This window comes from Hymenobacter sp. UYAg731, assembly GCF_054061335.1.
The window spans coordinates 173,868-199,611 of sequence record NZ_JBSSEC010000003.1; the positions used below are offsets into that span (position 1 = coordinate 173,868).

At 62.3% G+C, this 25,744-nt stretch carries 18 protein-coding genes; 17 read left to right on the forward strand and 1 reads right to left on the reverse strand.

From position 1 onward, the window contains the following. The first annotated feature begins 28 nt into the window (after positions 1 to 28). From ACVWYF_RS08905 to ACVWYF_RS08960, 12 genes are all read left to right on the forward strand, one after another. Positions 29 to 928, forward strand: a complete 900-nt coding sequence (locus ACVWYF_RS08905) for a cell division protein FtsX (RefSeq protein ID WP_457066813.1) — start codon at positions 29 to 31, stop codon at positions 926 to 928. A gap of 72 nt (positions 929 to 1,000) precedes the next feature. After that, complete coding sequence (locus tag ACVWYF_RS08910) at positions 1,001 to 1,327, forward strand: DUF3098 domain-containing protein (RefSeq protein ID WP_457066819.1); 327 nt, start codon at positions 1,001 to 1,003, stop codon at positions 1,325 to 1,327. A gap of 74 nt (positions 1,328 to 1,401) precedes the next feature. Then, positions 1,402 to 2,232 (forward strand): undecaprenyl-diphosphate phosphatase, encoded by an 831-nt coding sequence (locus ACVWYF_RS08915; protein WP_457066822.1) that lies wholly within the window; start codon positions 1,402 to 1,404, stop codon positions 2,230 to 2,232. Then, entirely contained in the window at positions 2,232 to 3,086 is an 855-nt protein-coding gene (gene truB / locus ACVWYF_RS08920; RefSeq protein WP_457066825.1) for a tRNA pseudouridine(55) synthase TruB, read from the forward strand. The genes ACVWYF_RS08915 and truB overlap by 1 nt, the downstream gene beginning before the upstream one ends. 93 nt (positions 3,087 to 3,179) lie before the next feature. Then, on the forward strand, positions 3,180 to 4,379 hold the full coding sequence (locus tag ACVWYF_RS08925) for a bifunctional riboflavin kinase/FAD synthetase (protein WP_457066828.1): 1,200 nt from the start codon (positions 3,180 to 3,182) through the stop codon (positions 4,377 to 4,379). An 8-nt stretch (positions 4,380 to 4,387) separates the two neighbouring features. Beyond that, entirely contained in the window at positions 4,388 to 5,617 is a 1,230-nt protein-coding gene (locus tag ACVWYF_RS08930; protein ID WP_457066831.1) for a carboxypeptidase-like regulatory domain-containing protein, read from the forward strand. Between the two features lie 49 nt (positions 5,618 to 5,666). Then, the gene (locus ACVWYF_RS08935) at positions 5,667 to 6,908 is read left to right on the forward strand and encodes a carboxypeptidase-like regulatory domain-containing protein (RefSeq protein ID WP_457066834.1); all 1,242 of its coding nucleotides are present in this window, start codon (positions 5,667 to 5,669) and stop codon (positions 6,906 to 6,908) included. After that, a complete protein-coding gene (locus tag ACVWYF_RS08940; protein WP_457066837.1) occupies positions 6,905 to 7,603 on the forward strand; it encodes a CoA transferase subunit A in 699 nt (232 codons plus the stop codon). The genes ACVWYF_RS08935 and ACVWYF_RS08940 overlap by 4 nt, the downstream gene beginning before the upstream one ends. A 72-nt stretch (positions 7,604 to 7,675) precedes the next feature. Beyond that, the gene (locus tag ACVWYF_RS08945; RefSeq protein ID WP_457066839.1) at positions 7,676 to 9,100 is read left to right on the forward strand and encodes a serine hydrolase domain-containing protein; all 1,425 of its coding nucleotides are present in this window, start codon (positions 7,676 to 7,678) and stop codon (positions 9,098 to 9,100) included. 101 nt (positions 9,101 to 9,201) lie between these two features. Continuing rightward, positions 9,202 to 9,858: a 3-oxoacid CoA-transferase subunit B gene (locus ACVWYF_RS08950; RefSeq protein WP_457066842.1), complete on the forward strand. Its 657-nt coding sequence runs from the start codon at positions 9,202 to 9,204 to the stop codon at positions 9,856 to 9,858. Positions 9,859 to 10,013: 155 nt separating this feature from the next. Next, complete coding sequence (locus ACVWYF_RS08955) at positions 10,014 to 11,177, forward strand: hypothetical protein (protein WP_457066845.1); 1,164 nt, start codon at positions 10,014 to 10,016, stop codon at positions 11,175 to 11,177. Between the two features lie 344 nt (positions 11,178 to 11,521). Then, a complete protein-coding gene (locus ACVWYF_RS08960; RefSeq protein WP_457068209.1) occupies positions 11,522 to 13,060 on the forward strand; it encodes a GNAT family N-acetyltransferase in 1,539 nt (512 codons plus the stop codon). A 77-nt stretch (positions 13,061 to 13,137) separates the two neighbouring features. Here the strand turns inward: ACVWYF_RS08960 and ACVWYF_RS08965 are convergent, their stop codons facing one another. Continuing rightward, positions 13,138 to 13,671 (reverse strand): N-acetyltransferase family protein, encoded by a 534-nt coding sequence (locus tag ACVWYF_RS08965; protein ID WP_457066848.1) that lies wholly within the window; start codon positions 13,669 to 13,671, stop codon positions 13,138 to 13,140. 131 nt (positions 13,672 to 13,802) lie between these two features. Between ACVWYF_RS08965 and ACVWYF_RS08970 the strand changes: the two genes are divergently transcribed. The 5 genes from ACVWYF_RS08970 (at position 13,803) to ACVWYF_RS08990 (ending at position 25,697) form a co-directional block, all read left to right on the forward strand. Next, a complete protein-coding gene (locus ACVWYF_RS08970; RefSeq protein WP_457066851.1) occupies positions 13,803 to 14,516 on the forward strand; it encodes an SDR family oxidoreductase in 714 nt (237 codons plus the stop codon). A 340-nt stretch (positions 14,517 to 14,856) separates the two neighbouring features. Further along, positions 14,857 to 18,075 carry a SusC/RagA family TonB-linked outer membrane protein gene (locus tag ACVWYF_RS08975; RefSeq protein WP_457066854.1) on the forward strand — a complete coding sequence of 1,073 codons (3,219 nt, stop codon included), beginning with the start codon at positions 14,857 to 14,859 and terminating at the stop codon, positions 18,073 to 18,075. A gap of 13 nt (positions 18,076 to 18,088) precedes the next feature. Continuing rightward, a complete protein-coding gene (locus tag ACVWYF_RS08980) occupies positions 18,089 to 19,609 on the forward strand; it encodes a RagB/SusD family nutrient uptake outer membrane protein (protein ID WP_457066857.1) in 1,521 nt (506 codons plus the stop codon). Positions 19,610 to 19,954: 345 nt separating this feature from the next. Further along, a complete protein-coding gene (locus ACVWYF_RS08985) occupies positions 19,955 to 21,925 on the forward strand; it encodes a DUF4394 domain-containing protein (protein ID WP_457066860.1) in 1,971 nt (656 codons plus the stop codon). A 226-nt stretch (positions 21,926 to 22,151) separates the two neighbouring features. After that, complete coding sequence (locus ACVWYF_RS08990) at positions 22,152 to 25,697, forward strand: M36 family metallopeptidase (RefSeq protein WP_457066863.1); 3,546 nt, start codon at positions 22,152 to 22,154, stop codon at positions 25,695 to 25,697. Positions 25,698 to 25,744 lie beyond the last annotated feature (47 nt).

A 25,744-nucleotide genomic window follows, 5' to 3' on the forward strand; every position in this document is an offset into this window, starting at 1 on the left:
CTTGTCCCTTCCGTTACCTTTGCCGGATATGGCTGCCCCAACCACTTCTCATTCCCGCAAGAAAAAGCTCGGCTCCTACCCTACTTTGCTCGTGGTGTTCAGCATTACGCTGGCCTTGGTGGTGATTGGCCTGTTTGGCCTGCTACTGGTACACGCCCAAAAGCTGAGCGAAGTGGTGCGCGAAAACCTGGAGGTGCAGGTATACCTCGACCGCGACCTGCCCGAAACAGAGCTGTTGCGCCTGCAACAGGACCTGGGCCAGCAGGCCTTCGTGGCCGAGCGCAACGGCAAGCCCCAAATCCGGTTCGTGAGCAAGGAAGAAGGAGCCCGCCAGCTGCTGCAAAGCACCGGCGAGGACTTCCGCCAGTTCTTGGGCGACAACCCGCTGCGCGATGCATATGTCCTCAAAATCAAGCCCGAATTCACCGACACCACCCACCTGGGCCAGCTCAACCGCAGCATTTCGGCCCAGCGCGGGGTGTTTGAGGTGCAGTATCCGCAGGATTTGTTCGCCAGCATCAACAACAACCTGACGCGGGTGAGCCTTGTGCTGCTGGGCTTTGCGGCGGTGCTGGTACTGGTGGTGGTCATTCTGATTAACAATACCATCAAGCTGGCGCTGTTTTCGCAGCGGTTTCTTATCCGGTCCATGCAACTGGTGGGCGCGACGCGGCTCTTTATCCAGCAGCCGTTTTTGCGGCGGGCTACGTGGCAGGGCCTCGCCAGTGGCCTGCTGGCCGCGCTGATTCTGGTGGCGCTGCTGCAATACGCCTACCTCGAAGTGGAGCCGTTGCGCCTGCTGCGCGACGACCTGCGCCTCGGCTTGCTCCTGCTCGGCGTTATCGGGCTGGGCGTAGTCATCGGCTTTTTCAGTTCGGCCCGCGCCGTGCATAAGTACCTCAAAATGTCGCTCGACGAATTGTATTAACATCCCAGAACGCCATGCCTCGATTTCGTTCAGCATGACGTCCTACCGACAACGAATAACTGACAATCCCATATGCAACCCACCAAACCCGCCTTCCGCTTCGCCTTTGGTCCCCGCAACTACCGCCTGATGTGGGCGGGCCTGGCCCTGCTGGGTGCCGGATTCATCACCATGATGTTTGGCGACAAGGCCAACTACGGCGAAGACTTCGTGGGCATCACACTTGGCCCGCTGCTACTCATCGCCGGGTTCATCGTGGAGTTTGGTGCCATCATGGTGCGCGATAAGTCGGTGGTTTCAGCCACGGAGGCCCATGCAGTCACCCCTGCTTTCACCGCCGAGACGGTGGCAGCTACCAATGCGCCCGCTGCCGCGCCCGCCTACAAGCGCCCTTATTAGTGGTTAACGGTCAGTGATTAAGGATTAATATACTTGACCGTTAACCACTAATCATTAACCGTTAACCATTACCAATGACTTATTGGCACGCGCTGCTCCTCGCCATCGTGGAGGGCATTACCGAGTTTTTGCCCGTTTCCAGTACCGGGCACATGATTATCGCCTCGGCCCTGCTGGGCATTCCGGTTACGCCGTTTTTCAAGCTCTATCTGGTCGTTATTCAACTGGGCGCGATTTTGTCGGTGTTTGTGGTGTACTACAAACGCTTTTTTCAGAACATCGACTTCTATCTGAAGCTGTTGGTGGCCTTTCTGCCCATTGTAGTGGTGGGGCTGCTGTTTAAAAAGCACATCGACGCGCTGCTCGAATCGGTGACGACCGTGGCCGTGATGCTCGTAGTAGGCGGCGTGGTGCTGCTGTTTATCGACCGCTGGTTTCCGCAGGAGGACCCGCAGGAAGGCGGCCACCCCGTTACCAATCCCAGCTTCAAGGAAGCCCTGATAATCGGCCTGTTTCAATGCCTGGCCGTGGTGCCGGGCACCAGCCGCTCGGCGGCCACCATCATCGGCGGCCTCACCCAGAAGCTCACGCGCCGGGCGGCGGCCGAGTTCGCCTTTTTCCTGGCCATGCCCACCATGGCGGCAGCGGCCGTAAAAGACGTTTACGATTACTACAAAGACGCCAAGGCGGCCGGTACCGATGTGGCGCACCTGTTTTCGGCCACGGAGCTGAAGCAGTTGGCGCTGGGCAACGTGGTGGCCTTCGTGGTGGCGCTGCTGGCCATCCGGCTATTCGTGGGCTTTGTGGCGAAGTATGGCTTCCGGGCCTTTGGTATCTACCGCATTATCGCGGGCGGTATTTTGTTGATTATGTTGGCGTTGAAGCTGCCCTTAAATCTGGTATAATGACGAAGACCCTGGCCGATTTCGACTTTGAAACGGGGGAAGTCCTGCTCCTGGACAAGCCCCTGACGTGGACTTCCTTCGACGTGGTGCGCAAGGTGAAGAACACGCTGCGCATCAAAAAAATCGGTCACGCCGGCACCCTCGACCCCTTGGCGACCGGCCTGCTTATCCTCTGCACGGGCAAGAAAACAAAGGAAATCGACCTGATTCAGGCCCAGGAAAAAGAGTACACCGGCACTTTCCGCCTCGGCGAAACCACACCCAGCTTTGACCTGGAAACGGCCGTGGACATGGCCCGCCCCTACGCCCACCTCACCGATGAGCAGATTACGGCCGCCACTCCCCAGTTCACCGGCCTCATCCAGCAGACGCCGCCCATTTTCTCAGCCGTAAAAATCGACGGCAAGCGTGCCTACGAGCTGGCCCGTACCGGCCAGGAAGCCGAAATCAAACCCAAAACGGTCGAAATCAAGACCTTCGAGCTCACGCGCATCGCGCTGCCCGAAATCGATTTTCGGGTGGTGTGCTCCAAGGGCACCTACATCCGCAGCCTAGCCCGCGACCTGGGCGTGGCCCTGGGCTGCGGCGCGCACCTCACGCGGCTGGTTCGCACCCGCATAGGCGAGTTTCGGGTGGAGGATGCCTTTACGCTCGAAGCCATTGAGGCGCTACGGCCGCCCCGGCCCGAGGGCGACGAGCCCGCCCTACCAGGTACGAACCGCCCCCGCCGCGAGCGGCCCCACACGGCCCCCAACCGCGCTGGCCTGCAATATTATGCCGCGCTGCAAGCCGATGCGCTGGCGGCGAAAGAGCATCAGGCGCACCAGGAAACGCCCGAGGCAAGCCCGGAGTAGCCACGCCGGATTCGTGCGTCGCTGCCGCGCCTCACCCCCCTGCCCGTTACCTTCGTGGCGCTTTTTACCTTTAATACGCTTCTCCGGCGCCTTATGCACGTCATCCGCGACCCGGCCCAGTTTCCGTTTCTTGGCAATGCCGTTGTGACCAGTGGCACCTTCGATGGGGTGCATGTAGGGCACCAGCGCATTCTGACGCGGCTGCGCGAGGTGGCGCAGGCCAGCGGCGGGCCGTCGGTGGTGATTACCTACTGGCCGCACCCGCGCCTGGTACTGGGGCCGCCCCCATCCCACCCCGAGCTGCTGGATTTGCAGCTGCTGAACACGCTGGATGAGCGCATTGCCAAGCTGGCCGAGCGCGGCGTGGACTACCTGCTCATCGTGCCCTTCACCAGGGAGTTCGCGCAGTGGACTTCGGAAGAATACATCCAGAACCTGTTGCTGAAAACCGTAGGTGCCAAGCAATTGGTGATTGGCTATGACCACCGCTTTGGCAAGAACCGCGAAGGCGGCTTCGACTACCTCAGCCAGAATGCCGACCGCTACGGCCTGACGGTGGAGGAAATCCCCCGCGAGGACGTGGACGCCGTGGGCGTGAGCAGCACCCGCATCCGGCAAGCGCTGCGCCAAGGCGACATTGCCACCGCCAACCGCTACCTGGGCTACTACTACCCGCTTACGGGCCTGGTAGAGCATGGCCAGAAGCTCGGCCGCACTATTGGGTATCCGACGGCTAATCTGGCCATTCCGGAGCCGCTGAAGCTGGTACCGGCCCGGGGCATTTACGCGGTGTGGGCCACCACGGCGGCGGGCACGCGGCACCAGGCCATGCTCAGCATTGGGGTGCGGCCCACGATTGGCACCGATTTGGCTCAGACGATTGAGGTGAACCTACTTGATTTCAGCGGCGATTTATACGACCAGCTGCTCACGCTGGAGTTTGTGGCCTGGCTGCGGGGCGAAGAAAAATACGATGGCCTGGACGCGCTAACCACCCAATTGGCGTTGGATGCGCAGAACACGCGGGCCGCGTTGGCTGCAAGCACAGAAAAGGCTATTTACCGGGCTATTGACGAAATACTCTGGAATGATTGGGACCCCATTGGAGTAAATGATATTGCACCGAGAGACGAGTATCAAATGTATACTCCCGAAATTTTTAGCTTAAAAACTACTGGGGCAACGGCAGATGTCATTGCCAAAAGATTACACGAACTCGAACAAATAAGGATGGGTTTGTCCGGAAATATTGAGCACTGTAAAGAAGTAGCTCAAAAAATTATTGACCTTTAATAAGAGCTATGCGCTTCCTATTATTTCTTACGCTGCTCACCAATTCGATATTTGCTTCTGCCCAGGGCAAGCTGACCGGCGTGGTACTGGATTCGGTGACGCACGAGCCGCTGGCTTTTTCCAGCGTTTTCCTGGCCAATACCACGCTGGGCGCTACCACCACCGAGCAGGGCAAATTTGAGTTTCCGAAAGTGCCGGCCGGCACTTACGACGTGGTGGGCTCCTACGTGGGCTACCGCCTGGCCAAGCAGTCGGTGACTATGACTGCGGCGACCCAGCAGCTCACGCTACAACTCGCCCCTACCGGCAACCAGTTGGGCGAAGTGGTGGTGAAACCGGAGCCCAACAAGCCCGAAGAGTATCAGAAATTTGCGAATCTATTCGTCGGCGGCAGCACCTTTTCGGCGCAGTGCCGCATCAGCAACCCCGACGATGTACGGGTTTTCTACGACGACTCGACCAAGACCCTGACGGCCCAGGCCAAGGAATTTGTGCAGATTGACAACGAGGCCCTGGGCTACCGCCTGAAATACTACGGCCTGTACTTCGCGGCGAACGACGACGACGGGTCGATTTCCTACTACGGCCAGCCGGTTTTTGAGGAGCTGAAGCCGCGCGATGAGCGCCAGCGCAAGCAGTGGGCGGCCAACCGCCTCACGGCCTACACGGGCTCTTTCATGCATTTTTTGCGGAGCGTGTACAACAACCGCGTGCAGGCCGAGGGCTTCCTGACCCAGAAAATTACTGTGGGCGAGAACCCGCGCTTCGAGCGCGCCGACGAGAAGCGCCGCACCCTGCTGGCCCGCCAGCCCGATAACCGGTTCACGGCCGCCGAGCAGGACTCGCTCGATAAATGGGAGGACATGGCCCCGGTTATTGCCACGCTCAACCAGGCACCGCTGCCGATTGACAGCATCCGCCGGGTGGGACCGAACGGACGGCGCACGTTCCTGCGCTTCACCGGTGAGCTCCAGGTGGCGCATTTCGGCGAGGCTCCCGACCCGCTGTATAAACGGCCGATGTCGCCGCTGGGCTACCCCAAAATCCCGTATCCGACCAAGCGGCAGGTGTCGCGCCTGAAATTGCAGGGCCGGGAGGCCGCCATTCAGGCCAACGGCTCGCTGCTGAACCCCCTAGACGTGTACAACGGCGAATACTGGGGCTTTGAGAAAATCGGGGAGTTTTTGCCGTTTGACTACATGCCGCCCACGGTATCTTCGGCCGCGCCCCGCAAGTAAGCGACCGGGTCGGTTCTTTGCCGCTTCATTCTACCTTTGCCCTGCCCGAATGCGCTTCTCCCCGGTGCTTTTGCTATTGTTGGCGCTGCTGCTACGGCCGGGTGCAGGGCAGGCGCAAGGCCGGTTGAGCGGTGTGGTGCTCGACTCGGTGACGCGCCAGCCGCTGGCCTTTGCCAGTGTGTTTCTGGCTAATACCACGCTGGGCGTGACCACGACCGAGCAGGGCCAGTTCAATTTCCCGAGCGTGCCGGCCGGCACTTACAACGTGGTGGGCTCCTACGTGGGCTACCGTTTGGCCAAACAGCCCATCACCGTAACAGCCACCGCCCAGCAGCTTACCCTCCAGCTGGCCCCCTCGGCCAACCGCCTTGGCGAAGTGGTGGTGCGCCCCAACCCGAACCGCGCCCGCGACTACCAGAAATTCACGGAGCTATTCCTGGGCCGCACCACGTTTTCGCGCCAGTGCCGCATCCGTAATCCCGATGACGTGCTGATTGATTTCGACCCGGAGGCTAATGAGCTGACGGCCACGGCCATCAACTTCGTGCAGGTTGATAACCAGGCCCTCGGCTACCGCATCAAATACTATGGGCTGCGGTTCAACACCAATTTCACCGAGCACGTCGTCACCTTCTACGGCCAGCCCGTGTTCGAGGAAATGACCACCCGCAACACCCGCCAGCAGCGCCGCTGGGAGGCCAACCGGGCGGCGGCCTACCACGGCTCGCTCACGCATTTTCTGAGCAGCGTGCGTACCGGCCGGGTGGCCGAGGAGGGCTTCACGGCCCAGCGCCTGCGCATTGTGCCCAACCCACACTTTGCCCGGGCCGACAGCCTGCGCCGCCAGTTGCTACGCAAGCGCGAAATGCTGGTGCTTTCGGCCGCCGATAATGACTCGATACGAATCTGGCGCAAGGTGCCGGCGGCGTTTTCGATGCTCTACACGAAGGCTTTGCCCGTGGATAGCCTGCGCCGCGTGGCGGCCGGGGGCGAGCCGGTTTTCCTACGCTTCCGCGACGACCTGCAGGTGAGCTACCTGCGCGAAGCACCCGACCCGTTGTACCAGCTCCGCCCCGCGCTACCGGCCAATGCGCCCTTCCCGCCCGCCGACCGGCAAGTGTCACAGCTGGTGCTGCTGGCGCGGGAAATTGAGATTCAACCCAACGGCCAATTGACGAACCCGCTGGCCGTATTTACCGACGAATACTGGGGGTTCGAAAAAATGGGTGAATTTTTACCCGTGAATTACCTGCCGCCGGCCTCAGCCGCCGCCTCCCAAACCCACCCATGATAGACAAAACCGTTCCCAACGTGCAGGCCGCCCTGCAAGGCCTCGCCGATGGCATGACCCTGATGCTCGGCGGCTTCGGCCTGTGCGGCATCCCCGAAAACTCGATTCAGGAAATCCTGCGCCTTGGCGTGAAGGACCTCACCTGCATCTCCAACAACGCGGGCGTCGATGATTTCGGCATTGGCAAGCTGCTGCAAACCAAGCAGGTGCGCAAGATGATTTCGAGCTACGTGGGCGAAAATGCCGAGTTCGAGCGCCAGCTGCTGAGCGGCGAGTTGGAGGTAGAATTAATTCCGCAGGGCACGCTGGCCGAGCGCTGCCGGGCGGGCGGCGCGGGCATTCCGGCCTTCTTCACCCCGGCCGGCTACGGCACCGAGGTGGGCGAAGGCAAGGAAAGCCGCGAGTTCAACGGCAAAATGTACCTGCTGGAAACCGGCCTCATTGCCGATTTCGCCTTCGTGAAAGCCTGGAAGGGCGACACGGCCGGCAACCTCGTCTACAAAGGCACGGCCCGCAACTTCAACCCGATGATGGCCACGGCCGGTAAAATCACCGTGGCCGAGGTGGAAGAGCTGGTACCCGCCGGCGAGCTGGACCCCAACCAGATTCACACGCCGGGTATTTTCGTGCAGCGCATCTACCAGGGCGCGCAGTACGAGAAGCGCATCGAGCAGCGCACGGTGCGTACCACTTAGGGCATAAAAAAGAGAACGTCATGCTTCGACTCCGCTCAGCATGACGTTCTGCTTACTTTTCTGATTAAGCCCATGAAAAAGTCTTCCCTTGCGCTGCTGTTGCTGCTGAGCGGTTACGGAGCCACGGCCCAGGTAGCGGCCCCGGCCCGCAAAGCCGTCCGCCCCGGCAAGGCTCCGGTACCGGCCGCCCCGGCCACCGCGCCCGCCACCATCGACCCGGACGCGGCCCAGCGCCTCGACCAATTGCTGGCTCAATACACGGCCGACACCGGCACGCGCGGCCCCCTGGCGCAGATAATGCCCGACGGCAGCGCGGCGTATCGCCCCGATAAGCACGTACCCGGCGCGGTGGCCCTGGTGCTGCGCGACGGCAAGGTGGTGTACCGCCGGGCCTTCGGCGTGGCTGATATCCCGGCGCAAACGCCGCTGCGCACCGATGCCATTTTTCGCATCGCGTCCCAGACCAAGGCCCTGACCAGCGTGGGGCTGATGATGCTGTACGACGAAGGCAAGTTCCAGCTCGACGACCCCATCGCGAAGTACCTGCCCGCCTTTGCCAACCCTCAAGTGCTGGCCACCTTCAACCCGCAGGATTCGACCTACACCACGGTGCCGGCCAACGGCCCGGTCACCATCCGGCAGCTATTTACGCACACTTCGGGCATCAGCTACCCGGTGATTGGCAGCCGGGAAGCCACGGCCATTTATGCCAAAGCGGGCATTCCGAGCGGCATTGGCACGCCCACGGGCACGCTGGCCACCGCCATGGACGCGCTGGCCAAGCTGCCGCTGCTGCACCAGCCCGGCGCAAAATTCACCTACGGCCTGAGCGTGGACGTGCTGGGCCGGCTGGTGGAGGTGCTCTCGGGCCAGTCGCTAGACCAGTTTCTGCGGCAGCGGCTGTTTCAGCCGCTGGGCATGAAGGACACTTATTTCTACCTGCCCGCCGACAAGCAGGCCCGCCTCGTGGAGCTGTACACCGAAGACGCCACCCGGCAAACCGTCCCCATGATGCCGCAGGGCCGCATGCGGCCCGACTACCCAAAGGCCCGGGGCACGTACTTTTCGGGCGGGGCCGGCCTGTCGTCCACCATCGACGACTACGCCGTTTTCCTGCAAATGCTGCTGAACAACGGTTCTTACCACGGCCGCCAGTTCCTCAAACCCGCCACCGTGGCCCTCATCACCCGGAACCAGATGGGGGCCGTGAGCCAGGGCGGCAACAAGTTTGGCCTGGGCTTCAGCATCACTACTCCCGAGAATGCGAAGGTGCCGGGCCTGTCGGCCGGCTCCTATGAGTGGGGCGGCATTTTCGGCACCACCTATTGGGTCGACCCGCAGCAGAAGCTGGTGGGCCTGATTTACACCCAGAAATACCCCAACAGCACCGGCCGCGACCTAGCCAGCAAGTTCAAAGCGGCCGTGTACGAGTCGTTTGTGCCGGACCAAAAAGTCGCGGCTGCGCCAGTTTCCCCAGCCGCTTCGGGCAGCCGATAATCCGCCGATTTCCCCTCTCAACCGGCCATTTCCCATCATTCCCACTCAATTTCAAATCCGCGAAATCTGTTAAATCAGCTAAATCTGCGGTTCAGGCAATTATGTTAGATAAACACGGCATCGCCCGGCGCATCGCCCGGGAAGTTAAAGACGGCTCCTACGTCAACCTCGGCATCGGCATTCCCACGCTGGTGGCCAACTACATCCCGGCCGGCATCAACGTCGAGCTGCAATCCGAAAACGGCCTGCTCGGCATGGGCCCCTTCCCCACCGAAGACCAAGTCGACCCCGACCTCATCAACGCCGGCAAGCAGACCGTGACCACCCTGCCCGGCTCCAGCATTTTCTCCTCGGCCGATTCCTTTGGGATGATTCGCGGCGAACACGTCGACCTCACCATTCTCGGCGCGATGGAAGTATCGGAGCGCGGCGACATTGCCAACTGGAAAATTCCCGGCAAGATGGTGAAAGGCATGGGCGGCGCGATGGATTTGGTGGCTTCGGCCAAGAACATCATCGTGGCCATGCAGCACGTTGCCCGCGACGGCTCCAGCAAGCTCTTGTCCGACTGCACGTTGCCCATCACCGGCCTGCGCTGCGTGAAGAAAATCGTGACCGAGCTGGCCGTCATCGACGTGACGCCCGACGGCTTCGTGCTGCGCGAGCGTGCCCCGGGCGTGACGGTGGCGCAGATTGTGGCCGCCACCGCCGGCAAGCTGGTGGTGCCCGAGGGCGAGGTGCCGGAGATGGTGCTATAGCATAATAGCTTAGTAACGTATGTTTTAGCTTGCGACGAGCGCAGCAAGTTCAGGCACCCGCACCGCCGGGCCGGCTTACTCGCTGCGCTCATCGCAAGCTAAAGCATATGCTACTCCCCGGCCGTATCTTCGCAGCCACCCATAGCCACGACTTTATGCGCCAAACGTTTACCTTTTTTGCGCTGGCCGCCCTGCCCGCGCTGGCCCAGGCCCAGGTTTCGCCAATAATTGACCGGACCGATATGCCGGCCACCACGACCACCGTGGACAGCCTGCGGCTGAGCGTGGCCAGCCCGGTGCTGCCCAACACCGTGCCGCTCCTAACCCAGCGCGGGGCCAACCAAACCTGGAACTACAGCACCCTCACGCCCGCCTCGCAGCGGGTCGAATCCTTCGTGTCGGCAAGTAGCGTGACGGCAACCTCGCTCACGTACGCCTTCATATTCGGGCCGTTTGGCGGGGCCAACCGGGCCACCGTGGCCTCGCCGCAGGCCCTGCCGCTGCCCGTGGCCCTGCCCATTCCCATCACCGATTCGTACCAGTTCTACGCTACTTCGGCGGCGGCAGCGGCGCAGCAGGACTTCCGTTCCGTGGGCTTTGGGGCTTCGCTCAATGGCGCGGCCGTACCCGTTACTTATGCCAGCGCGGCCCAGCAGGACGTGATTTACCGCTTCCCGCTGAGCTCCGCCAGCCTGCCCGATTCCAGCAATTCTTTCTTTTCGACCCCGGCGGCCATTGCTACCGTTGGCTACCTGAGCCAGAAGCGCAAGCGCGTGAACAAGCCCGATGCCTGGGGCACGCTCACCACGCCCTTCGGCACGTTCCAGACGGTGCGCGTGGTTACTAGGCTCATCGACCACGACAGCGTGGCTTTTGGGGGTATGCCCGGTCAGGGCTTCGACATCCCGCTGACCCGCGAGTATAAGTGGCTGGCCAAAACCCAGCACGTTCCGCTGCTCACCATCACCACGCGCACCATCGGCGGCACCGAAACCGTGACCGGCGTGGAATACCGCGACATCTACCGCCGCATCATCCGCACGGCCACCCGCGACGCGGCCACCGATGCCGTCCTGACGGCCTTCCCCAACCCCTCGGCCAGCGGCACGCCGCTCATGCTGACGGTGCCCGCCGGTAGCGGCCTGCTCACCGTGTCGGCCACCGACGTGGTGGGCCGGCAGCTGTTTCGGCGCAGCTTTAGCGGTAATTCGGGCAGCCTGCGCATTGATGCTGAATTCTTTGGCACCTTCCGGGGCGTACTACTGCTGACGGTGCAAACGGCGCACGGCACGGCCACCCGCCGGCTGGTGCGCGAGTAACAATACTGAAAAATTGCACCGTTTTGACCGTTTTGCCGTTGAAGGACCCGTTGGCGAACGCCGTCAACGGGTTTTTTTACGGGTAAATTTGCCGGGCTGCTGGCGGTGCCCGGCAACCGGACCGCTGGGCGGTCCAACCATTTACACAGCGCTTTTTCGATATTATGGCAACTTCTTCCAACGGCAAATCTGCTGCTTCCAACGGCAAGGCCGCGCCCGGCGGCGCGCCCGCCAAAAAGGTGGGCAAGCTCGCCGATGAGCTCCTCACCCCCACCGCCGTGCCGGCCCACAAACTGGTGCTGCGCACCCTGCGCCGCTCTGATTTCAAGGCCATCAAAGAAATCATGGACCAAGTGTACTCCAACATGGAAGGCGCGTGGTCGGCCGACGAGTTCAGCGCCCTGATTCGCAAGTTTCCCGATGGCCAGATTGGCATTGAGGACAACGGCCGGCTGGTAGCCGCCGCCCTGGCCATCATCGTGGACTATGACAAATACGGCGACAAGCACACCTACGCCAAAATCACGGGCAATGGCAAGTTCGACACCCACGATGCCGACGGCGACACGCTCTATGGCGTCGACGTGTTTGTGGACCCCGAGTACCGCAGCCTGCGCCTGGGCCGCCGCCTCTACGACGCCCGCAAGGAGCTGTGCGAGAACCTAAACCTGCGCGCTATGGTAGCCGGCGGCCGCATTCCCGGCTACGCCACCTACGCCAACGAGATGACGCCCGCCAAGTACGTGGAAATGGTGCGCAACAAGGAGCTGGTCGACCCCATTCTCACCTTCCAGCTTTCCAACGAGTTCTACGTTCGCAAAATTATTCGCGGCTACCTGCCCTACGACTCCGAATCGAAGGCCTATGCCACGCTGCTGGAGTGGATTAACGTGTATTATGAGGAAGAGGAAAAGCTCATCGGCAACACCAAATCCAACGTCCGCATCGGCATTGTGCAGTGGCAGATGCGCGCCACACGCAGCCTGGAAGACTTGTTGCAGCAGATTGAGTTCTTCGTGGATACGGTGAGCGGGTATAAGTCTGACTGCGTGATGTTTCCGGAGTTCTTCAACGCGCCGCTCATGGCCCTCACCAACGAGGATTCGCCGGCGGTGGCCATTCGGGCCATGGCGGCTTTCACCGAGCCCATCAAGGCCAAGATGATGGAGCTGGCCGTGAGCTATAACATCAACATCGTGGCCGGCTCGATGCCCGTGTACCTGGATGAGAAGCTGCACAACGTGGCCTTCCTGTGCCGCCGCGATGGCACCGTGGACGAGCAATACAAGCTGCACGTCACGCCCGACGAGGCCAGCTACTGGGGCATGCGCGGCGGCGATAAGCTGAAATGCTTCGACACGGATTTTGGCAAAATCGGCATTCTGGTGTGCTACGATGTGGAATTCCCCGAGCTCTCGCGCATGCTGAGCGACGAGGGCATGAAAATCCTGTTCGTGCCCTTCTGGACCGATACCAAGAACGCCTATCAGCGCGTGCGCCTCTGCGCCCAGGCACGGGCCATCGAGAACGAGTGCTACGTGGCCATCACCGGCTCGGTGGGCAACCTGCCGCGCGTCGAGAACATGGACATTCAGTACTCGCAATCGGCCGTGTTCAGCCCCTCGGATTTTGCCTTCCCGCACGATGCCATTGTGGCCGAAGCCACGCCGAACACGGAGATGACCCTGATTGCCGACCTTGACCTTGACTTGCTCAAGGACCTGAACACCAGCGGGGCCGTGCGCAACCTGCGCGACCGCCGCAAGGACCTGTACTCGGTGAGCTGGGTGAAGAAAACCGAGCGCGACGACGAGCTGCTGGCCCAGGGCGAGGAGCGCCGGCCCAGCACCGGCTCGCGCCGCAAGGCCATCGCGGCGGGGTAGTATTTAGCATTTCCTTATCTGAACAAGGCGGCCGTCATGTGCATGACGGCCGCCTTGTTCGTTATTTCCATCCTGTTTTAGTTGGCTGCCAACAGCTTATAATATAGCGCCGTGGCGTGCGGCTGCCCGTCGAAATTGATGAAATAGGCCGGAATAGCGCCCACAAACACGTAGCCCAGGCTTTGATAAAGCTGCTCGGCGATGTCGCCGTGGCGGGTATCGAGCACCAGCGTGGTGCGGCCCCGCGTGCGGGCGTGGTCTTCCAGGGCCACAAGCAGCTGCCGGGCCAGGCCCTGGCGGCGCGCCCGCCGGTGTACCAGCAGCTTCGATACTTCGGCGCGGAGCAGGGAGTTGGGGCGGGTGGCCAAGTCAAGCTGCGCGGTGGCCAGTAGCTCGCCGGTGCCGGGCTGGCGGGCCACCAACAACAGCCGATGGCCAGCTTCCAAGGCTGCGAATACGCTTTGCCAATAGCTATGGCCCTCAGCGGTATCCAGTGGCGGCAGGAAACCAACGGACGCGCCGGAGTCAACGGCATCATGGAGCAGCTCGTGGAGTTGGGGCAGCAGCGCCCGGGCTTCGGCGGCGCTGAGCGAGGTGATGAGAGGGGCCATAAGGGACGCAAGAAAACCATTCGGCGGCAAATCGGCTTGCGTAAATGGCCCACCCCGGCGGCGGGCCGGGCTTTTGTGCGTAAACTTCGGCCCCAATTCTTCCCGCTATTTCCTAACCACACCAAACACCTATGCGCGCTTTCATCACCGGAGCCAACCGGGGCCTGGGCCTCGAACTTACCCGCCAGTACCTGGAGCGCGGCGACCACGTATTCGCCGCCAGCCGCCAGCCGGCCCAGGCTGCTGAGCTGCAATCCCTGAAGCAGCAATACGCCGACCGCCTCGTGCTGCTGCCCCTCGACGTGACCGATGCAGCCTCCATCGCGGCGGCCGTGCAGGCCGTACAGGCCGCCACCGATGGCCTCGATGTGCTCATTAACAACGCCGGGGTGTACCCGCACGCGGGCTCCGGCGACGCCCACCAGCGCCTGGGCCACCTCACCCACGACGACGCCATGGAAACCATGCAGGTCAACGCCATTGGGCCGCTGCTGGTGTCGCAGGCGCTGCTGCCGCTGCTGCGCGCCGGGCGCAAGGGGCGCATTCTCAGCATCTCCTCGGGCCAGGGCTCGCTGACGTGGAAAGCCACCGGCGACCCCTACCACTACAGCGCCAGCAAGGCCGCCCTGAATATGTACATGCGCAGCCTGGCGGCCGAAATTGGCCACATGGGCCTGATTTCGGTGCTGGTAGACCCGGGCTGGATGCGTACTGAAATGGGCGGCGACCACGCCACCCAAGAGCCAGCCGATTCGGCCCGGGGCATCATCCGCCTGGTTGAGCAGCTGCACGCCGAGGAAAACGGCAGCTTCGTAACCTGGCAGGGCCAGCCCGTGCCGTGGTAGCCGCCGGGGACGCAGGCCGGGATTTACCCAGACAGTTGGCCTTAAATTAAGGTAACAGGCCGTTTATTAATTGAAGCCCGTTCAGTTGAGCAATCAACGGACGGGCTTTTTTATGGTTCTTCCCGAGCTGCCGCCCGCTGGCTGAGCCACCAGCACCGTTAGTTGTATGAATAAATGCTTTACAAAATATTTTCAATGCTAATTCTTCCAAATTATGAGCGTAATCTTTATGCAATAAACATTCAATTGGCATCCTCACTGACAATAAGCTGCCTTAATCAGAAATTCACAATTATATTCGGCAATTCAGTCACTCCTTTTTCACCAACCAACCACTCACATGAGAAAACACTTACTCTTATTTCTATTCATGGTGCTGGGCCTCACGGCGCACAGCCTAAAGGCCCAGGACCGGAACCTCACCGGCACGGTGGCGGGTTCCGATGGGGCTTCCATCCCGGGCGTGACGGTGCTCGTGAAAGGCACCAAAATAGGCACCTCCACCGATGCGGACGGCAAGTTTTCTCTGGCCGCCCCCGCCACGGCCACCGCGCTGGTGTTTTCCTACGTGGGCTACGCCACGCAGGAAGCAGCCATCGGCGATAAAAAGGCCTTCAGCATCAGCTTAGCGACCGACACCAAGAGCCTCGAAGAAGTGGTGGTGGTGGGCTACGGCACCCAAAGCCGGCGCGACCTGACGGGCAACGTGGCCTCCATCAGCGGCAAGGAGATTGCCACGGCCCCGGTGCAGAGCTTCGACCAGGCCTTGCAGGGCCGCGCGCCGGGCGTGAACATTACCACGCCCAACGGTGTGCTGAACAACCCGCCGGTTATCCGCATTCGCGGGGTTAACTCCATCAACCTGAGTTCGGCTCCGCTGGTGGTGATTGACGGCATTCCGGCCTTCAGCGGCAACAACTCGGCGCTGGGCAGCGTGCCCAACAACCCGCTCAGCAACCTGAATCCGGCCGATATCGAGAGCATGGAAGTGCTGAAGGATGCCTCGGCCACGGCCATCTACGGCTCGCGGGCGGCGGGCGGCGTTATCCTCGTGACCACCAAAAAGGGCAAGAAGGGCCAGAGCCACATCAGCTACGACACCTGGGCCGGCTGGTCGAAACCCGTGCGGCTCTACGACGTGCTGGGCGCGCAGGATTACGTGAACGTGAAAAACGAGGCCGTGCGCAACCTGAACGAAAACCGCCGGGCCATTGGGGCGGCGGCCACCAATGTGGAGGGCTTCAAACTGGCCGATGCCAACGGCAACGCGGCCGACACGCGCTGGTACGACTACATCTACCGCACGGGCTTTTCGCACTCGCATAACGTCAACTTCTCGGGCGGTACCGAGAAGACGAGTTTTTATTCGTCGGTGGGCTACACCAACCAGAAGGGCATGATTGTGAACAACGAATTCTCGCGCATCTCGGCCCGCCTGAACGTGGACCACAAGGTGTTCAAGAACTTTACGGTGGGCATGCGCGTGGGCTACTCCGGCACGCACAACTCCTCGCCCAATACGGGCTCAGTGGGCGACAACTCCTTCGGCTCGGCCGGGCTGGGCCGCGTGCCCATTCTGCTGCCGCCCAACCTGGCCCCCTACAACCCCGATGGCAGCCCGAACGTGAGCGGCACCAGCATCGGGGCGGGCCCCAACCTGAACCCCGCCGGGGGTGCCCCCTTCGTCATCGGCTTCATCAACCCGGTGGTGGACATCAAAAACAACAGCTTTAACTCCGACGGCAACCAGATTGAAGGCAGCGTGTACGCCAACTGGGAACTCATCTCGGGCCTGAACCTGCGCACCACCTACGGCATCAACAACATTTCCTTCGAGGACAAAGCGTTTTATACGTCGCGGCCCGGCTCGCTGACTCCGGCCGGCGAGGCCGACAACTTCTACCGCACCAACAAGCGCTGGAACTGGCAGAACACCGCGCAGTACGACCACACCTTCGGCGACAAGCACAATTTTTCGCTCCTGCTCGGCAACGAGCAGCAGAATACCGACGTGCAGCGCTGGGGCGCCATTCGCACCGGCATCGCCGATGACTTTTTCACCTCGTTTCAGGGCGGCTACACCAACATTGCGTCTTCGGGCCAGTTTCAGGGCACCAACTATCTGGTGTCGTTTTTCGGCCGCCTGAACTACAATTACGACCATAAGTACCTGGCCACGGTGAACGTGCGCCGCGACGGCTACTCGGCTTTTGCCAAGAAGTACGGCAACTTCTACGGGGCCTCGCTGGGCTACGTGGTGTCGGAGGAAGACTTCTGGAAAAACGCGCCGTTCTCGCAGGTCTTTTCGTTCCTGAAGCTCACGGGCAGCTTCGGCAGCGTGGGCAACAACCAGGGCATTGGCGACTTTGCCGCGCTGCAAACCTATTCCTCGGGCCTGTACGGCGCTAACGCCACGCTGTATTTCAGCGGCGCGGGCAACCCCAACCTGACCTGGGAAACCAGCAAGAAAAGCGACGTAGGCCTGGCCTTTGGCTTTTTGCAGGACCGCCTGCGGGGCGATTTTGCCTACTACAACAACCTCGTGGATGGCTTGATTCTGGACGTGCCCCAGGCCCCGTCAAAAGGCGTTCCGAACGTGCCCAATTCGGGTACCGCCGCGCCCGGCACGCTGGGCAACGTCATCCCGGCCAACGTGGGCTCGATGCGCAACTCCGGCGTTGAGTTGAACCTTACCTACAACGCCATTCAGGGCAAGAACTTTAGCTGGACCGTGAGCGGCAACGTGACCTCGCTCAAAAACCGGGTGCTAAGCCTGGCCACCGAAGGCCAGCGCATCGGCACGGCCACGGGCGGCCTCGAAACCTCCAACTTTACCCAAGTGGGCCATTCGGTGGGCGAAATTCTGGCCGTGCGCTCGTTGGGCGTGAACCCCGATAACGGCCAGCGCATGATTCGGAAAGCCGATAACAGCGTGGTGCAGTACAACCACCAGGGTACGACCGGCGTGGGCTCAACCGGCTGGACCACGCTCGACGGCAAAAACGCGTCGGCTCCCACCCAACTCACCGACGGCGAGTATTACGGCCCTACCCTGCCCACGTTCTACGGCGGCTTCGATAACACGTTCCGCTACCAGGCCTTCGATTTGGGCGTGTTCGTGCAGTTCTCGGGCGGCAACTACATCTACAACGGCACCAAGTCGGGCCTGCACGACCAGCGCTTCTGGAACAACCAGACCGACATCCTCAACCATTGGTCCGACAGCAACCGCAACGCCGAGTGGCCCCGCGTGGTGTACGGCGACAACGTGTCGAACGGCTCGGCCCTGGTGATATCATCGAACGTGGAAAAGGGTGATTTTGCCCGCTTGCGGCAGGTGTCGTTGGGCTACACGTTCAACCAGACGCTGCTGAGCCGCCTGAGCGTGGCCAATGCGCGCCTGTACGTGCAGGTGCAAAACGCCGCCCTGCTGACCAAGTATTCGGGCATCGACCCTGAGATTTCGACCAACGGCTCTAACAACACCGGCGCGGGCGTCGACCGCAATTCCGTGGGCCAGGCCCGGACTTACACTGTGGGCTTCAACATTGGCTTCTAACCGTACCTACCCGATGACTATTTTTCTAAACAATAAGGCGGCTGCCGCCCTGTGCGCGGTCCTTTTGGCGGTGGGCACGCCGGCCTGCCAGCCCGATAAGCTTACCCCGGCTCCCCTGACGCTGTTTTCCGACAAGGTGGTGTTCGACACGCCGGCCCGCATCGAATTGCAGGCCAACGGCTTGTACAGCTACGTGAAAACGGGCATCTTTCTGGGCGGTCGGTTCCAGATTTTCAACGACATCCGGGCCAACGACTTCATCAACAAAGCATCCAACCTCGTAACCGGCACGGCCGTGTGGAACCACACGCTCACGGAAACGTCGCAGAACGATGTGGTCAATACCTGGGGCGCGGGCTACGCGGCCATCAACCAGGCCAACGTGTTTCTGGCCGGCCTGGATGCCAACGCGGCTAAGTTTGTGGCCCCGATTTTCCCGGCCGATTTTGCGGCGAAGGCCAACAGCTACCGCGGCGAAGCCCGGCTGCTGCGCGCGCTGAGCTACTATGCCCTGCTACAGCTGTATGCCCGGCCCTACGCCGACGGAGCCGGCAGCAAGCCCGGCCTGCCCCTGCGCCTCAAAGCCGAAGGCGATGCAATTGGCAACGACCTGGCCCGCAGCACGGTGGCCGAAGTGTACGCCCAGATTCTGCTCGACCTGAACTTTGCCGAAACCAACCTGCCGCTGGCCTACACCGGCACCACGGCGGGCACCCTGAACGTGACCCGGGCGCACCGCAACACGGCCATTGCCCTCAAAACCCGGGTGTACCTGAGCATGGGCCGCTACGATGACGTGATAGCGGAGGCCAACAAGCTGGTACCCGCTACGGGCAGCTACGTGGCCCCAACCGGCGTGGCCAATGCCCTGAATGCCTCGGTGGCCGCCATCTTCACGGGCTCGGAGGAAACCCCGGAAAGCATCCTGTCCTTTCCCTTCACCACCTCCGACGGGCCGGGCACCCAGAACCAGTTTGCCTACTACTACCTGCCGGGTGGCACGGGCCAGGGCGGCAACGGCGAATACGCGCTGAATTCCGCCACGGGAGGCATTCTGGCCAATCCGGCCTGGGCCGCTACCGATGCGCGCCGCACCAGTTTCGTGCAGGTAGCGGGGGCCGACTCTTACCTGAAAAAGTACGCGAATGGCAGCAACGCCCCCTCCCCCTACACCGACAAAGCCCCGGTTATTCGCTACGCGGAAGTGATGCTCAACCTGGCTGAAGCGCTGGTGCGCAAGGCCAATGCCGTCAACCCGCAGGCCCTGGCGCTGCTGAACGCCGTGCGCGGCCGCTCCAACCCCACGGGGCAGTATGCCGCGTTTGCTTCCGCCAATGATATGCTGGATGCCCTGCTGCTGGAACGGCGCATTGAGTTCATCGGCGAAGGCCTGCGCAACATCGATATCATGCGCCTCAACGCCCCCATTCCGGGCAAGGGCTCAGTTTCGGCCGTCAACCCCACCGATGTGCTGTACGTGTGGCCCATTCCCTCCACCGAGCTGGCCACCAACAAGCTCATGACCCGCAACTAAGCAGCCCGTACTGCGCCGAACCGGACTCAGCGTTCCACGGGTTTTCGCCGCCCGGAACGTCGCCCGCCACAGCACCCCTCGTTGTCCGCTTAGCGGGCCGTGAGGGGTGCTTCTGGTTTTGGTCAGTAAAAGTAATTGTCATGCAGAGCGTAGCACGGCGGCCTTTTACCTGGTTGCTTTTGCACGACTGCTTAGCGTCAGAATGACCGGGGTTTTATCAAGTATTTTATATATAGTAAATAAATTAGATTAAAACCCTGTTAAAATGAATCCGCTTTGGCCATGGGCGCGTACCTCATTTTCATGCACTTCACTAATTCTTCACAAACATTTTAACTTTTACCCATGCACCACTTTTCCACTTCTTCCCGGCTGGCAGCAACGGCTGCCCTGCTGCTGCTGACGTCCGCCGCGGCCCAGGCCCAAACGGCTTATGGCCTGCAAACTTCAGCCACCGCCACCAGCCTCGTCACGTTTCAGGTGACGGCTCCGGGCACGCTCACGGCCACTACGGCAATCACGGGTCTGGGCACCGGCCAAACGCTGGTGGGCCTGGACAGCCGCCCCAACACCGGCCAGCTATTTGCGGTAGGCTACACGGCGGCCACTACTTCGGTGCAGCTCTACATCCTGAACGTGACCACCGGCGCGCTTACCACAGTGGGCGCGGCCCTCACGCTGGACCTGGGCACCAACACCGCCCGCATCGGCTTTGATTTTAACCCGACGGTGGACCGCATCCGCCTGACGGGCAGCAACAACACCAACTTCCGCCTAAACCCCAACAACGGCGCGCTGGCCGCCACCGATGGCAACCTGGCCTACGCCGCCACCGATGCCAACGCCGCGCAGACGCCGGGCGTGGGGGCCGTGGCCTACACCAACAGCTACATCGGCACCACGGCCACCACCCTCTACGACGTAGACGAGGCCAACTCCCGCCTGACCACCCAGAACCCACCCAACAACGGCGTGCTGAACACCGTGGGCGGGCTGGGACTTCCGGCCTTCGGCAACTCCGACCTGGACATCTACTTCAACCCCACCACCGGCACCAATGTAGCCTACTTCACGGCCGTGCCCACGGTGGTGGCGGGCTCTACCAATAGCAGCCTCTACACCATCAACCTCGCCACCGGCGCTCCTACGCTGGTGGGCGGGGTGGGCGGCAACCTCACGTCGCCCGTCACGGATATTGCCCTGCAAATCACGCGCACGGTGCCCGCTACCCTGACCGGCAACCTCGCCTATGCCCTGGCCGGCACCAACCTGATTACGTTTGATACGGCGCTGCCAGGCACCATTCGCACCTCGCTGGGTGTGACGGGCATGGCCGCCACCCAAACCCTGGTGGGCCTGGACGTGCGGCCCTTCACCAATACGCTCTTCGCCCTGGGCTACGATGCGGCCCTGGCCACGCCGGGCCTGAATGCCCAGGTGTATTCGATAAGCGCGGTAACGGGCGTGGCTACGGCCGTCGGCTCGGCCATTCGCCTGGAGCTGGGCACGGGCAAAGTTGGCTTCGATTTCAACCCGACGGTGGACCGCATCCGCGTCACGTCCGGCAACCGCGCCAACTACCGCCTGAACCCCAACGATGGCACCATTGCCGCCACCGATACCCAGCTGGCCTACGCCGCCACCGATGCCAACTCCGCCGCTACCCCCAACATTGGGGCCGCGGCCTACACCAACAGCGTGGCCGGCCCCCTCGCTGCCACCACCACTCTTTACAATTACGACCTGAGCCTAAACATCCTCACCACCCAGAACCCACCAAACAACGGCACGCTGAATACGGTGGGTGCTTCGGGCATTACGGCCAACGCCACGGCTTCCAGCCTTGATTTGGATATCTACTCATCCGTGGCCGGTACCAACGCGGCTTACCTGGTTGCTAATCCCGGCACCACGGCCAACACGAACCTCTACACCGTGAACCTGACCACGGGTGCCACCACGCTGGTAGGGGCCATCGGCAATGGCCTCGCGGCCCGCGACATTGCCGTGGCTGGCCCGGCCGGCGTGAACACGGCCGTGCGCGACCGTGCCGACCTGGCCGCCGGCGTGAGCCTGTACCCCAACCCCACCAGCGGCCGCACCGCCCTGGCCTTCAGCCTGGCCCGCACCGCCCGCGTCGAGTTGAGCGTGATGGATGCCCTGGGCCGCCGCGTGGCCACTGTGACGGCGGCCATGCTGCCGGCCGGGCCGCAGGAGCTGCGCTGGGAAGCCGGCGCGGCCAAGCCCGGCCTGTACCTGGTGCGCCTCGTGGTGGATGGCCAGTCCGCCGCCACCCGCCAGGTCGTGGTAGAGTAATAATTGCTCGGCCGCCTATTTAGGTGAGCAACAATGCGAAAAACACCCCATCGGACGCATCCGATGGGGTGTTTTTTTGTCAGAAAGCAATGAATTTTCTTAAAAAGAATTGGCTCCAGAAATTTTGCGGCAATGGTTTGCATTGAGTCGCCGGGGAAGTACTTCGGATGTTGTACTTTTAGTTTTCCTATTTTCAAATCGTTTCATCACTACATATCTTTTGCCCGTGAGTAAACCTTTTACCTTCCAAAAGCTAAGCCTGGCCCTGCTCGGCCTGCTGCCGCTTTCTGCGCTGCACGCGCAGTCTATCCCTCCTCAGCAGGCCATGGAGAAAGCGCTGGCCGTGCGCAGCCAGTGGGCCGGCCCCGGCTTCGCGCCGGCCGACCTGCGCCTAAGCAGCGCCTACACCGACGCCAATGGCCTGGAGCACATATATGTGCAGCAGCTGTACCTGGGCATTCCGGTGTTCAATAAAATACAGTCGCTGGCCTTCCTGGGCGGGCGGCTGGCCTCGCACACCGGGGCATTTGTGCCGGCTAAACAGCTGGTGGCCGTGCCCGCCACGCCGGCCATCACGGCCGCAGTGGCCGTGAGCCGCGCCTTGCAGCACCTGGCCCGGCCCTTTGCCGCTACCCCGGCTCGCCTCACGGAGGGAAATAGTCCCGAAGCCCGCCAAACCTTTGCCGCCAGCGGCGTGGCCCGGCGCGACATCGTGGCCAGCCTGACCTGGGCGTTTGACGAGGCCGGCAAGGCCCACCTGACCTGGAATGTCAACGTCGACCTGCTGGATTCGTCCGACTGGTGGAACGTGCGGGTAGATGCCGCCACGGGTGCCATCGTGAGCCAGAACAACTGGACCGTGAGCGAAGCCGCTGCCCACCAAGCCCGGCCCGCTGCGGCGGCCGCTAATGGCTCGGTAGCCAGGGCTGCTAAAACTGCGCAGTTCCTGCCCCCACCGCCCCCCAACACGACCTCGTCGTCTTACCTGGTAATTCCGTTCCCGCTGGAGCGGCCCGCTGCCAGTGGTTTTCAGACCGAAACCGACCCGTGGCTAAAAGCCGGCGCGACCAACAACGCCACCACCCACGGCTGGAATTTCGACGGCACCACCAACTACGCCCTCACGCGGGGCAACAACGTGGCGGCCTACGACGATGCGGCCAACGTCAACTTGCCCGGCAACTACGCTAACTCGCTCACGGCGGCTCCGGCCCTCAGCTTCAGCTACACGCCCAATTTCACCCTCGCGCCCGGCGGTGTTACCAACCGCAACGCGGCCGTGGTGAACCTGTTCTACTGGAACAACATCGTTCACGACGTTACCTATCAGTACGGCTTCACGGAGGCCGCCGGCAACTTCCAGGCCGATAACCTGGGCCGGGGCGGCAGCGGCAACGACTACGTGCGGGCCGAAGCCCAGGACGGCGGCGGCACCAACAACGCCAACTTCAGCACGCCGGACGATGGCAGCAGCGGCCGCATGCAGATGTACCTCTGGAGCGCCGCTACCCCAGCTTACTCCCTGACCGTGACGGCCCCCAGCACCGTGGCCGGCAGCTACCCGGCCGTGGAAGGCGGTTTCAGCACCAACAACAGCCTGGCCACGCTGGGTCCCATTTCGGGGCAGCTGGCCCTGTACAACGACGCGGGCAACCTGGGCTGCGTGGCAGCCACCGGCACCCCGCTCACTGGCAAAATCGCGCTGATTTACCGGGGCACCTGCAGCTTCGCGCCTAAAGTGAAGAACGCCCAGCTGGCCGGGGCCATTGCCGCCATTGTGGTGAATAACGTGGCCGGTGCCTCCATTGTAATGGGCGGCACTGATAACACGGTGACCATTCCTTCGGTAATGATTTCGCAGGCCGATGGCGCGGCCCTCGTTGCCCAGATTGCCAACAACATTCAGGTAACGCTGCCCCGCGCCGCCGCTCCCGGCCCCATGATTGATGGCGACCTCGACAACGGCGTGGTGGTACACGAATACGGCCACGGCGTGAGCAACCGCCTCACGGGCGGCCCCGCCAACAGTAGCTGCCTCGGCAATGCCGAGCAAGGCGGCGAAGGCTGGAGCGACTACCTGGCCCTGATGATGACCACCGACTGGACCACGGCCGCCCTGGCCGACGGCCCCAACGCCCGCCCCGTGGGTACCTACGCCGCCGGCCAGACGGCCGCCGCCAGCGGCATCCGGCGCTACCCCTACTCCACCAGCCTCACAGTGAACCCGTTGACCTACGCCAACGTGGCCACCAACCCCGAGGTGCATGCCATTGGCGAAATCTGGTGCGCGGCCCTGTGGGACATGACCTGGAACGTTATTCAGCAACGCGGCCGCATCGAGCCCAACCTGTATAACGGGGCCGGCAACGGCGGCAACAACATTGCCCTCCAACTGGTGATGCAAGGCATGAAGCTGCAGCCCTGCCAGCCCGGCTTCCTCGATGCCCGCGACGCCATCCTGGCCGCCGACTCGCTGCTTTACCAGGGCCAGTACCATTGCACCATCTGGAACGCGTTTGCCCGCCGCGGCATGGGCTACAGCGCCGTGGAAGGCTCCTCGGGCAGTGCCACCGACCAAACGGCGGCCTTCGATATGCCCCCCCCCATCACGCTACAAAAAGTAACGCCGCTGGTTTCCGGCAACACGTTCAGCAACGAGTATAAGCTGACCTGCAACTGCAGCCTGCCCACCGCACCCTACACCCTCACCGCCGAGCTGCCCACGGGCATGCAATTCGTGAGCAGTACCACCGGCGGCACGCTGGTGGGCAATAAGGTGACGTTCAGCAACCAGACGTTCACGGCGCTGGGCCAGACGCGCACGCTGCGCTTCTTGGCGCAGGCCACGGCGGCCGGAGCCTGCGCCCCAGTTACGCCCGTCAATGATAACCGGGAGGCCAACACGGCGGGCGGCTTCGTGGCCGCGCCCATCACCGGCACTTCTACCTGGGCTACCAGCACCGCCCACGCCAACAGCGGCACCACTTCGTGGTGGGCCACGGCCCCGGCCATTCCCACCGATTTCGTGCTCACTTCGGCTCCGTTCACGCCCACGGGCCTGTCGGTGCTCTCGTTTTATCACTACTTCGACTTCGAGGGCAGCTACGACGGCGGCACGGTGGAAATTTCCACCAACAACGGCACCACCTGGCAAAACCCGGCTACCCTCTGGCTCCAGAATGGCTACAACAGCATCTTCGATGCCAGCACCACGGCGCCCGGTCAGAAATGCTTTTCCGGCACCGGCGGCTTCATCCGCTCGGCGCTCGACCTGCGCTCCTTTGCGGGCATGCCCATGCTCGTGCGCTTCCGCACCCGCACTGACAATGGCAGCCCCAGCACGTTTGAGGGGTGGTTTGTCGATGACATCCAGGTTATCAATGGCTGCGGTGGCAACCAGATTGTGGAGCTGCGCAACGGTGCCAACGTCCTGCAAAGCACCCAGACGGTAACTACCTACCTGCTGCCCGCTGCGGTAACGGCCCAGAAAGCCGGCCTGGCCCAGGCCAGCGAGTTCACGGCTCAGCCCAACCCCTTCGGCGCACCGGGCCTGCAACTACGCCTGAACCTGCCTTCGGCCCAGCCGCAGATGGACCTCAACCTCTACGATGTGGCCGGCCGCCTGCTGCTGCACCGCACCGTGGAGCGCGTGGCCGCCGGCACCAGCACCCTCACCTGGAACGAAGCTGCCGGCCTGCGCGCCGGCCTCTATCTGGTGCGCCTGCAGCTGCCCGACGGCAGCAGCACCATGCTGCGCGTAGAGCGGGAATAATTGCCGGTTAACCAGTCACAAAAAAGGCCCGCTGAGTTTCAGCGGGC